This is a genomic window from Pseudomonas putida (assembly GCF_005080685.1).
Classification (GTDB): Bacteria; Pseudomonadota; Gammaproteobacteria; order Pseudomonadales; family Pseudomonadaceae; genus Aquipseudomonas; species Aquipseudomonas putida_V.
Genome location: NZ_CP039371.1, coordinates 3,275,959 through 3,287,199, shown reverse-complemented (window position 1 = coordinate 3,287,199; position 11,241 = coordinate 3,275,959). Strand labels below are relative to the sequence as shown.

General features: G+C 66.5%; 10 protein-coding genes. All 10 read right to left on the bottom strand.

Annotated elements, in window-relative coordinates; all coding sequences use genetic code 11:
- Nucleotides 1-49 precede the first annotated feature (49 nt).
- The 10 genes from E6B08_RS15035 to E6B08_RS14990 all read right to left on the bottom strand — a co-directional run bounded on the left by E6B08_RS15035 (nucleotide 50) and on the right by E6B08_RS14990 (nucleotide 11,230).
- Entirely contained in the window at nucleotides 50-820 is a 771-nt protein-coding gene (locus E6B08_RS15035; protein ID WP_136914758.1) for a ChbG/HpnK family deacetylase, read from the bottom strand.
- A complete protein-coding gene (locus tag E6B08_RS15030) occupies nucleotides 792-1,949 on the bottom strand; it encodes a GNAT family N-acetyltransferase (RefSeq protein ID WP_136914757.1) in 1,158 nt (385 codons plus the stop codon). Before E6B08_RS15030 ends, E6B08_RS15035 begins: the two co-directional genes overlap by 29 nt.
- 3 nt (nucleotides 1,950-1,952) lie before the next feature.
- Nucleotides 1,953-2,642 (bottom strand): GNAT family N-acetyltransferase, encoded by a 690-nt coding sequence (locus E6B08_RS15025; RefSeq protein WP_136914756.1) that lies wholly within the window; start codon nucleotides 2,640-2,642, stop codon nucleotides 1,953-1,955.
- A gap of 133 nt (nucleotides 2,643-2,775) precedes the next feature.
- Nucleotides 2,776-4,080 carry a lipopolysaccharide biosynthesis protein gene (locus E6B08_RS15020; RefSeq protein WP_136914755.1) on the bottom strand — a complete coding sequence of 435 codons (1,305 nt, stop codon included), beginning with the start codon at nucleotides 4,078-4,080 and terminating at the stop codon, nucleotides 2,776-2,778.
- On the bottom strand, nucleotides 4,077-5,087 hold the full coding sequence (locus tag E6B08_RS15015) for a polysaccharide deacetylase family protein (RefSeq protein ID WP_136914754.1): 1,011 nt from the start codon (nucleotides 5,085-5,087) through the stop codon (nucleotides 4,077-4,079). The genes E6B08_RS15020 and E6B08_RS15015 overlap by 4 nt, the downstream gene beginning before the upstream one ends.
- 10 nt (nucleotides 5,088-5,097) lie before the next feature.
- Nucleotides 5,098-6,234 (bottom strand): glycosyltransferase family 2 protein, encoded by a 1,137-nt coding sequence (locus tag E6B08_RS15010; RefSeq protein WP_136914753.1) that lies wholly within the window; start codon nucleotides 6,232-6,234, stop codon nucleotides 5,098-5,100.
- Entirely contained in the window at nucleotides 6,227-7,192 is a 966-nt protein-coding gene (locus E6B08_RS15005; RefSeq protein WP_136914752.1) for a glycosyltransferase, read from the bottom strand. The genes E6B08_RS15010 and E6B08_RS15005 overlap by 8 nt, the downstream gene beginning before the upstream one ends.
- A complete protein-coding gene (locus tag E6B08_RS15000; protein ID WP_136914751.1) occupies nucleotides 7,189-8,559 on the bottom strand; it encodes an O-antigen ligase family protein in 1,371 nt (456 codons plus the stop codon). Before E6B08_RS15000 ends, E6B08_RS15005 begins: the two co-directional genes overlap by 4 nt.
- Complete coding sequence (locus tag E6B08_RS14995) at nucleotides 8,556-9,659, bottom strand: glycosyltransferase family 4 protein (protein WP_238349212.1); 1,104 nt, start codon at nucleotides 9,657-9,659, stop codon at nucleotides 8,556-8,558. Before E6B08_RS14995 ends, E6B08_RS15000 begins: the two co-directional genes overlap by 4 nt.
- Nucleotides 9,656-11,230 (bottom strand): GumC family protein, encoded by a 1,575-nt coding sequence (locus tag E6B08_RS14990; protein WP_136914750.1) that lies wholly within the window; start codon nucleotides 11,228-11,230, stop codon nucleotides 9,656-9,658. Before E6B08_RS14990 ends, E6B08_RS14995 begins: the two co-directional genes overlap by 4 nt.
- Nucleotides 11,231-11,241: the final 11 nt, after the last annotated feature.

Here is an 11,241-nt window from a genome sequence, read left to right as displayed (position 1 = left end):
ACACCCCATGCAATGGACGCGGGGGGTAACGGGTTGTCACCCGGTCGCGTCAGGCAGCATCCGGCACTGCCGCGTAGCTGATCCGTTGCACCTCTCGCAGTTGTTGATCGATCAAGGCCTGCAACGACTCTCCGGACTCCAGGTAGGCATCACCGAAGTCGCGTCCGCCCAATGCGCTGGGGTGGGCGACGACCTCGAGCACACCCGTTGCAGGCGCCAGGCCCGCCTTGAGATCGGCCGGGGTACAGACGTAGTCCGCCGTGGCACCGCTGAGCTGGCGCAGGCGCAGGTTGAGCAGCGTCTTGAACACGCGCTTGAGTGGACCGATGTTATGCCCCAGGTTGCGCGCCAGGCGCACTGGTACGCCTTGCTCCCGGGCGAAGCGTGCGACCACCTCGCCAATGGGCCAGATGTTGTGCACATGCTGGTGCGAGTCAAGGTGGCTGGGCAGCACGCCATGGTCAAGGCAATGTTGCCACTGGGCGCGCAGCTCTTGCTCCACGGCTGCGTGTTCCCGGCGCGACAGGCGCAGGGCCTTGCGCTTGATGAGCAGGTCGAATTCGCCATGGGGCGTGCAGAAACGTGGCTCGGCGAGGATCGCCTGGCTCAGCGGCCGGCCATAGGTCAGGTTGAAATGCAGGCCAATGCGGCCCTTTAGGGCGGGCTGGTGCGCCAGCACACAGGCCGGGGCGAAGGCCGGCATGTTGGCCATGATGGTCGCCGAGCTGATCAGCCCGGCCTGGAACGCACGCAGGATCACCGCATTGGTGTGGGCACTGAGGCCGAAATCGTCAGCGTTGACTATGACCTGGGATGGCATTCGGGCTCTCCTGTTGGGGAATGGGGGCCTGGCTTTCGGCGGGCGTGCCTTTGCGCAGCCGCGGCTTGACCTTCTGCCAGGTACGCAGGGCCAGGCCTAGCAGCAGGCCGTCGAGGCGCCAGCTGTAGCAGCTCAGGCGCCACTGTTCGCAGCATTCGGTCATGCGTTCATGAAGCTGATGGCTGGAGTTGGACAGGCTCACGCGTGAAGCGTCGACCCAGCTCCAGCCTTCGTCCAGGCCCCAGTGGATGAACTCTTCGAGCAGCACCCGACCGCTACCCAGGTCGCGATACTCAGGGACGAAGGCGAGGTTGTAGTCGTACACCCGGCCGCGTTCGAGCAGGCCCAGGCGGTAGCTGATGCAGCGCCCTTCGAGCTCCAGCAACACCAGGCAGACCAGCCCCTCGGCGGCCAGCGCGGTGAACGCCTGGTACATCCATTGGCGGCGCTGATCGCCCGAGAAGATGCCGACCTCGTCGTCGCCTTTCCAGCTGGCCGCTTCGACGGCACTGACCGCATCGAGCAGTGCCTCGATGTTGTCGGGGCTGGCGATCACGCGGCGTACCTGGGCGCCGCAGGCCTTGATGCGTTTACGCGCACGACGCAGCTTGTAGCGCGGATCGCCACTGATTTCCTGGCGATCGGCTTCGCTGATGCGATGTACCGGCACGCTGCAGGTGAGGCGCCGTTCGAACATCGAACTCTGTGCCGCCCACTGACGCAACCAGCCATCGGCCTCGCCAGGCACTTCGCTCAGTTGCAGCAGGGCGTGCGGCAATTGTTGGCGGATCGTGGTCAGCACCCGGCTGGCGTAGGCCAGCGGTAGGTCGATGAGCAGGGCGATGCGATCGGCCAGCGGATAACCGAGATGGCGCACCACAGGCACATGCAGTGGGCCGAACGGCTCACGCGCACGTACCAGGGGCAGGCACAGGCACAGCCGGTCACCCTGGTAACCGAGCAGCACCTGCAATTGCTGGCCAGGCGCAAGCGCAGCTTCCGCAGCATGCAGCCAGGCCAGGTGGTTGAATGGGGTACTGTCGGGCAGGCGCTGGCGCAGCGCCTCGTACTCGGCAGCGGGGAAGCCGGGGGTGCGCAGCGAGGCACACCAGCTCAAGCGCAAGGCCATGGTTCACGAGGCCGTGGCCGGGGCGCTCTCGGCCGCAGGCTTGCGTAACGGCTCCAGACGCGAGTCGCTGTAGCGGGACTCGCGGAAGAACTTCCAGCGGCCGAACAGGCAGTACACGTTCATGATCCGGCCCTGCTCTTGGTAACCCATGCGCAGGTGCAGCTTGAGCGCAGGGATGTTGTGCTGCTCGCACACGTCCACCACCTTGGTGCAGCCTTGGGCGGCCATGGCCTTCCACAGCGCCAGTTGCAGGTCCACCGACAGCTCCGTGCCCCAGTACTTGCGGGTCAGCTCGCCGCCGAACTCGAAGAACTCGCCAGGGCCGACCGGGAACCAGCAGCCGTAGAAGTGCCGGTCGTGGTAGTGCCGGGCACTGCCCCAGATGAACGCCACCACGTCACCGGCATCGTCGAGGAACATCAGCCCGGTGTGGCCTTCGGCTGCCAGCTCGCGCATGGTCTCGACGCGGTCGCCGAAATACCGGGCGAAGGCCTTGACGTTGTTGACCGTAATCGCCTCGACCCGCAGTGGCGGGTACGGTTTGAGTCGGTGTGGCGGGACCGGGCTGACCAGGTCACGCTCCATCCACACGAGCTCCCAGTGATAGAACACGAAACGCTTGAATGCGGCGTTCAGGGTGTTGCGCAATCCTTTGCGCTTGATACGGTCCTGGATCTTGCTCAATACACGCATGGTGCCTCCTGTTTACGGCAGGTCGCGGTGCGTCTCATGACGCGGTCCATGTCAGGGCTACATCGTGCGCCCTGGCGGGGGTTGAGTAAGCGGTAGGCCTTGCGCGCGTGCGCCGGGGCCGTGGTTGAAAGGCTCATGCCGGCCTCCGTTGCAGCATCTGGCGCAATGGCGTGAAATCGCTGGGCAGCATGATCAGGGTCTGGCCCAGCGAAACGCCGCTGAGCCGGCAATACAGCACCAGCATCGCCACGGTCACGACCAGATAGGCGATCGATGAGGCCAGCGCCGCGCCGACGATGCCCCAGGCGGGGATCATCAACACGTTGAGCAGCAGGTTCAGCGCAGCGCCCGCGCCCATCAGCAGCGACACTGTGCCGGGACGGTTCTTGCCCAGCAGGTCGAGGCGCAGGATGCTCGCGTAGCACAGCCCGAGCAGCCCGGGCAGCAGCGCCAGCAGGGCCGGGTAGGCCGGTTGGTAGGCTGCGCCGAACAGCGTGACGATCAGCCACTCGCCGATCAGCGCCATGCCCAGGCAGGCGCCGAGCATCACCGTGGCAGTCAAGCGCAGGGCCAGCGGGGTGAGTTTGTCCATGCCCTCGTCCTGCTGCAGCAGGCGTTTCATCAGCGGCGTGGTGACGGCCTCGGGCACGATGAGCAGCAATTCGGCGGCAGCGCTGGCCATGGCGTAATGGCCCAGAGCCGAGCTGCCGAGCATGGCGCCGATGAACAGGTAGTCCGAGCGCAGGATCAACTGCTGGAACAACAGGTCCGGGTGGCTCTTGGCGCTGTAGCTGAGCAGCTCGCGCTGGCCGCTGCGGTCCCACTTCAAACCGAGCCGGTGTTGCCGGCGCAGCCACCACAGGCCCAGCACCAGAACCAGGCCTATGCCCACCAGCCAACTGATCAACGCCGCTTCCAGGGCCTGGTCGCGCCACATCCAGAACAATCCGAGGAACAGCAGCAGTGGAGCCAGCGATTCGCTCAAGCGCAGGGCGTTGAAGGCGCCGACGCCACCACTGGCATTGTGCAGGGTCAGCAGGCCACTCTTGAGCACGGTCATCGGTACCGCGAGCAGCAGCAGCCAGGCCAGCAGGCCAAGCTGCACGGTGACCTCCAGGTCTGCACCAAACTCACGTACCAGCCACACGCAGGCCAGTGTCAGCACGGCGGCCAGCAGGCAGCCATACACCAGCACCTGGGTCAGCAGCAGCCCCATGTCGCGCTGCTTGGCCGCCTGGTAGCCCACGGCGCTGTTCAGGCCGCCGCTGGTAGCGGCGCTGATCAGGTCGGGGAGGGTACTGAGCAGCGCGAACAGCCCGCGTTCACTGGGCCCGAGGATGCGTGCCAGGAGCACGTTGCGCAGCAGGCGCAGGGCGATCATCGCAAGCTTGGTGCCCATGCTCAGCAGCAGGTGGCGCAGGTAATTGTCGCGGCTCATGCACGGCCTCCACGGCTCATGCGCCAGGCCAGCAGCATCGGGCGGCTGGCGTTGCGCTGGCTGACGCCGATGCGCGGTAGCGCGAGCGGATCGTCGTGGCCTCTGCAGATGCCGGGGCGAGTGCTCAGGGCGAACGGGTAACGGTGCGCGGCGACGCGGCTGCGAACCCGCTCGTCGTGGTCGCCGTTGGGGTAGCAGTACACCGGCAGCGGATGACGGCAGCCGGCCTGCAATGCTGCCTGGCTGCGCTGCAGCTCCTCATCCAGGCGGTGGTCGTCCAGCTGCGGTAGCAGGGCATGGCTGGCGCCGTGCGGGCCGAAACGGATCAGGCCGGAGCTTTCCAGTTCGTGCACGTGCTGCCAGTCCATGGCCTGGGGCATGGATTCGGCTGGACAGGCGTCGGTGAGCAGGTGCAAGGCCGGTTGGCTAAGGCTCTTGAGGCTCTGCAGGTAGTGCGCCAGGGCCTGGCTGCGGGCCTGCGGGCGGTCGGTCATGAAGTAGGCGGCTGGCAGCGGCCTGCCGAGCTTGCGCAGTTGCTCGATCAGATGCTTGCGCGGCGCCTCGCCGTGGCTGCCCCACAAGGTCTCGCCGACGCTTTCCCACCAGAAGCGCTGGCGGCTGCCAATGAAGTCGGTGGACAGGAAGATGCTCGCCGGCACCTGGTGCTTGCGCAGCAGCGGGAAGGCGTTGAGCGCGTTGTCGCGCCAGCCGTCGTCGAACGTCAGGGCGACCTTGGGGCGTCCTTCGCGACGAGGCGCGGCGTGGTCGTCGAGCAGGTCCATGAGGCTTACGCAGTCGAAGTGCCTGGGCAGCCAGCGCAGCAGGCCTTCGAATGCCCTGGGCCCGACGCACAGCTCGTTGCGATGGGGCAGCGCGGCGCTGGCGTCGTCGGCCAGCACCCGGTGCAGCATGAGGATCACCCCGGCGCCACGCAGTTCGGCACGGCCCTTGGGCGATTGGAAATACAGCCAACCGCTGGCCTGCTTGATTCGGGTCTTTATCGGCATGGGCGGTCGCTCATCGGTTCTGGTCCGGGTTCCATTGGCTGTAGCCGTGTCCACGCAGGAACTGCCACAGCCCGACGCACATGCCGGCCAGGGTCACCAGAACGAAAGCGGCCAGGCGAAACGGCTTGGGCAGGCGGTGGCGCACATCGAGCAGGCCGGCAATGGCGAAGGCGTAGCCCAGCAACTGTGCAGCCAGGGTCAGCCGGTACAGGCCGGGTTCGGCGGCCAGCCACAGGTTGGCCAACAGCAGTGGCAGCAGCAGCACCGGTGCCAGCCGGCGAATCAGCTTGTGGCTGATCAGGGCGATGGCGTACAGGCCGTGGCGCAGCGGGTTGAGTAGCTCGCGGCGGGCGGCCAGGCTCTGCAGCCCGCCGACGGTGACCCGCTGGCGGCGCCGGAACTGCTTGCCGGCCTCGTCGACGCCCTGGTCGATCACCACTGCCTCGGGCACGTAGACGATGCGTTTGCCCGCGGCCGGTGCGCAGGTACTGATGAAGAAGTCGTCGTTGACCTGGGGTGGAATCGCCTGGTACAGCTCGCGGCGCACGGCCAGCAAGGCACCGTCGGCGGAGACCATGCAGCCGGTGCGGTTCTCGACCTTGCGCAGCCAGGCTTCGTAGTGGCGGTAGAGGCTGTCGCCCAGGCTCAGGCCCTTGCCGGGGTTGGGGATGATCATGTGCCCGGCACTGCCGCCGACCTCGGGGTCGGCGAACGGCGCCAGCAGCAGGCCGAGGGTGTCGTCTGCCCATTGGTTGTCGGCGTCGGTGAACACCAGAATGTCGCCGCGGCAGGTACTGACTGCGGTGTTGAGCACGGCGGTCTTGCCCAGGCGCGGCAGGTCCAGTACCTGTACCCGAGGGTCGCGCACGCCGCGCGCCAGTTCAACCGTACGGTCGCTGGAGCCATCGCTGGCAACGATCACCTGCAGCTCGGCGGCCCGGTAATCCTGGCTGAGCACACTGCGCAGCTTGTGCTCGATATGACGTTCTTCGTTGTGCGCGGCGATCACCACGCTGACTCGTTGCGGCGCCAGTGGCGCAGGCCGGCGCCGAGGAAACAACGACGCTGCCAGGCTCAGCAGCACCGGGTAGCCGATCCAGGCGTACAGGGGGAGCAGCAGGCACAGCCAGAAAATGAACTCAGCCACGGGCGGGCCTCCTTGCAGTGCGGTTGAACAGGCTGAGCACGAACGCAGCTCCCGCCAGGTGCAGGCGCAACCAGTGCAAACCCCACAGTTGCAGGCTCAGCAGCGGGTCGCGGTGTTTCAGGCTCTGGCGCAGCGCCAGGCCCAGGGCGGGCAGGGCGCCGACCAGCAAGAACGCCAGGGCCAGGTGGGCGAACCCGTCGAGCAGGGCCGACAAGGCCAGCAGGTCGAGCGCCCAGGCAGCCAGCGACAACAACGGGAAGCGCAGCAGGCGCAGGCTCAGGCCGTGGCTGCGCAACAGCTGCAAATGGCTGCCCTGGCGCCACATTTCCTTGCCCAGCCATTCGCTCCAGCTGCCCTCGAAGCCCCAGTGCAGTACCACCGGCTGGCGCAGCACACGCAGGCGCGCACCGGCCTCGCTCAGGCGCAAGGTGAAGTCCTTGTCCTCGCCGGTACGCAGACGCTCGTCGAAGCCGCCTACCTGCTCGAACCAACGACGGCGCATCAGCAGGTTGGGGGTGGGCAGCCAATTGCAGTCCTGCACCGTTTGCCCGGCGCGCAGCGTGCGCCGTTGCCAGGCATAGGCGAACCACGGCGCCTGGCGCGGGGTGTCGCAGTCGAGGGCGAATACGTCGCCCTCGCCGCGCTGTTGCAGGTCGAGCAACAGGCTCAGCCAGTTGCCGGGCACCTCGATGTCGGCATCGAGAAACGCCAGCCAGTCGCCTGTGCAGGCCCTGGCGCCGTGGTTGCGCAGGGCACCGATGGCAACACCTGGCAGGTTCAGCAGCTTGGCGCCATGTTGCACGGCAATCTGTGGCCCGTTGTCGCTGGAGCCGTTGTCGACCACCACCAGTTCGCAGCCGACCCCGGCGAAGTGCGCGGCGCGGCGCGCGGCGTCGAGGGTGCGGCCTATGTGGCGGGCCTCGTTGAACATCGGGATGACGATGCTGACCAGGGTCATCGCGCCACCTCCCGGCCCCTTGGCTCGCGGGCCTGGCGCACCACCACACTCGACAGCGCGAGCATCAGCCACAGGTACTTGTGCGCCGGAACGCTGAGGAACATCAGGAACAGACCGATGGCCAGCATGCTCATGGTCAGGTGGGTCATCAGGTCGGCGTTGTCCCGATCGCCCGTGGCGCGCCACGCGGCGCGGGCCTGCCAGAAGTTGCGCACGGCCAGGGCGATCATCCCGACGAACAGCAGGCCGGCCGGCAGCCCCTGCTCGGTGAAGACTTCCAGGTAGGTGTTGTGGGCGCGCCGGTAGAGGTCGGTGGTCTTCGCGCTGAAGCCGGCAAATGCCTTGGAGAAGCCGGTTTGCGCATAGTGCAGCGGGAAGGTGCCGGGACCGGTGCCGAGCACCGGGCTGTGGCTGATCATCTCCTTGCCCACCACCAGATAGGAGGAGCGACGGCCAAGGGACTCGTCCTTGTGCGCGTTTACCCCACCCTTGAGCTGCACCAGGGTCTGGATGCGCTCGACGTAACCCGCCGGCATCAGCGCCGCGCCCAGTGGCAGGACGATGGCCAGGCCAAGCATGGCGAAGCCCAGGTGGCGTGGGCGGATATGCGTGAGCTGTTCGCGGTAGTTGTACAGCACGATGCCCAGGCTGATCAGCAGCACCACCAGCCCCGAGCGCGACTCGGTCTTGGTCATGCCGGCCAACAGCAACAGGCAGCACGCTACCCAGAACAGCCGCAGCGCCAGCGCACGGGTCTTGATCGCCAGCCACAGCGCCATGGGCAGGGCAATGGTGACCAGCAGGGCGAAGGCGTTGGGGTCGAGCATGGCCGAGGCGCGGCCCTGCTCCTGGTAATGGGTGGAAAACAGCGCGAACAGGCAGATCACGCAGACGCTCAGGGTCACCAGGCGCGCCAACATTGGCAGGTGGAGGTCGCGCCCGGCCAGCAGGGTGATGACGAACACCACCAGGCCGACCAGCAATTCGCGCAGGTGGCCGACCGACAGTTGCAGGTTGTCGCTGGTCCAAAGGCTCAGCAAATACAGCGCCATGAACGGGATCAACAGGCGCCAGTGGCTGCTGCGCAAGCGTTCGCTGGGCAATTGGCGGATGGCCAGTTGCAGGCTGAGGATCAGCACCAGGCCGATGCCCACCAGCTTGGCGGCGGACAACAGGCTGTCCTTGAGCAGCCCTTCCAGTGGCACCAGGGTGGCGATCGCCAGCAGACCCCAGGCAGGCTTGCGGTACAACACCAGGGCCCCGGCCAGGCCGAGCACCCCGGCCGGTGCCAGGTATGGGTAGGGGCTGGCCAGCAACCCCAGGCAGAGCAGGCCGACCAGGCCTACCAGCGACAGCGGGATGATCATGCGACAACCTCCTCGAGCGAGCCCCGATAGACCCGGGCCCAGCGCTGTGCCAGGGTTGGCAGGTGGTAGCGTTCGCGTTGCGTCTGGCGGGCGCGGGCCACCAGTTCGGCGGCCTGTGCCGGGTCTTCGAGCAGTGCGCGCAGGTGCTCGCCAAGCTCGTTCACCGCCAGCGGCGCGGCCAGCAGCCCACTGCGACCGTGCTCGATCACATCGGGAATGCCGCCGACCCCAAAGGCCACCACCGGCACGCCATCTTGCATGGCCTCGAGCAGGATCATTGGCGTGCCTTCGGTACGTGAGCTGATCACCAGGGCGTCCAGGCGCGCCATCCAGGGGCGCATTTCGCGTTGGAAGCCGGGCAGGGTGATACGCCCATGGAGTCCGGCGGCATCGATTCGTGCTTGCAGCAGCTGTCGTTCCGGGCCTTCGCCAAGCATCACCGCGTGCGCCCGCGGGTGGCGCTGGCACAGCGGGATGAGCGCATCGAGAAACAGGTCCGGGCCCTTTTCATGGCTAAGGCGACCAACGTAGGCGGCCAACCAGGTGCCACCCTGGTGACCCCAGTCCCGCTCGCCGGCGGCTTGCGTCGCTGCGGGTGGCAGACCATTGGGGATGACTTCCAGCTTGCGCGCCGGTACTCGCGCATCACGGTGGATACGGGCGATGCTTTCGGCCACGCAGACTACCTGGCCGATGGTCGGGGTGCGGCACAGCTGCAAGCTCAACCAGGTATAGAAGCGCTGTTTGCGGCTGCGCGGGGTAAAGCCGTGCTGGGTAGCGATCATCGGCAGGCGCAAGACGCTGGCCGCCAGCCAGCCGAACAACAGGCCCTTGAAATTGTGGCTGTTGATCAGCACGCCTTCGGCGCGCAGCCGGCGCAGGTGCGCCAGCAGCTCGCCGAGGCCGGTGCAGGCGTGGCTGTCCACGCCTGCCTCGCGAAACCGCGCAACCAGGTCGGCCGGGGCATCGAGAAACAGCACCCGGTGCCGGCCAGGCGTGGCCAGGCAGTGGTCCAGCAGCATGCGCTCGGCGCCGTAGAACCCGCCACTGCTCAGCAGGTGCAGGATCGGCCGGGCGCAGCCCTGCACGGCGGCGTTCAATTGCGCACCCAGTGCACCAACCGCGGGACGGACCAAGCCTTGTGCGGGTTGGGCAGGGCCGGGGTCTGGTCGTTGATCACCAGCAGCACCGGCAGGTCGAGCTGGTGGGTGAGCTGTGCCGGGTGCTTGAAGCGGTGGTCAAAGAACTCACGCACATAGACGATGGCGATCGCCAGCAGCAGGCCGGTCACCAGGCCGAATGGAATGATCAGGCCAGGTTTGGGGAACGCTGCAGCAGTTGGTTCGTAGGGGGCACTGAGGATCCGGGCGTTGGACTGGCTGCCGTCGAGCAGGCCCTGGCCGCGGCTTTCTTCATAGCGCTGGGCGTAGGTCGAGAAGGCCTTGTGCAGCGCCTCGATCTCGGTGTCCAGCTGACGGGTCTTGCTCTGGGTCTCGCGCAGTTGGTGGATGCGATCCTTGTATTCGGCGATGCGCTGGGTCTTCTGGTCGATCACCTGCTGGGTCACGGTCAGGTCCTGCTGCCGTTCGCGGATGCGGTTGTCGACGATCTTGAGGAACTGGCCGCGCAACTTGGCGATCTGCTCGCGGGCCAGCAGCATCTGCTCGGAGCCTGGCTGGAACACCGTCAGGTCAGCGTTGTAGCGGGCTGTCTGGGTGGTCAGTTGCTCACCGAGCTGCTTGATTTCGCGGTCCTCGAAGGCCACGTTGTCGACCGTGGTGGTGAAGGTGAAGGGGAACGCGTAGTCCGACATCCTGGCCTTGCTGGCGGTAGCCATGTTGGCCTGCAGGTAATCGAGCCACTGGCTGTTCTGCAGTTGGCGATCACGCTGCAGGTTGAGCGCCTGTTCCTCGGTGTTGATGGCGTTGAGGCGGAAGGTGATCTCTTCCTTCGGATCGGACGAGCCGATCGCCGTCAGCAGGCCCAGGCGTTGGCTCTCGAGGTCGCCGAGGCGGGCCTGGTAGTGCAGTTTCTTCTGCTCGTAGAAGGCTTCGGGCAGTTCGTTGGACTGCAGGTCCTGGCGGTTCTTCAGGAAGTTGTCCAGCAGGCGGGCGACGAACAGGGTGCCAAGCTTGGGATCCTCGGCGCTGTACACCACCGAGATTACGTTGGAGCCGGGCAGGGTCTCGACGGTCAGGCCCTTGACTGCCTGATCGGTGAGCGCATCCAGTTCGGTGTCGCGGGCTTCCTCCGGCTTGCTGCCGAACAGGCGCCCCACGGGGGCCACCACGGCGTTGTGCAGCGGCGTGAAGACAGTGCGCTGCAGCAGGCCCGGCTCGCTCTGGTAAAGGCCTTCCTTGCGCAGCTGGTTGATGGTTTCACGGATCAACGTAGGCGAGCGCAGGATATTGCTTTCGGTTTCCATGTCCGCCAGCGATGGCGGGATGAACTGGTCGGCCTCCTGGGCAAGTGCCGAGCTGGTGTCGCTTTGCGACAGTTTCTTGGACTGCACGATGACCTCGGCGGTGATGTCGTAGCTCTGCTTGAGCAGCAGTGGCAGCAACACCGCGATCACGGCGAAGACCAGGAACACCCGCTTCACCAACTGGCGGTTGGCGAAGAAGATGCGGAAGAACTCGTGCACGTAGTTTTCTTTCGGTTGCGTGATCATGCCGGGCTCCC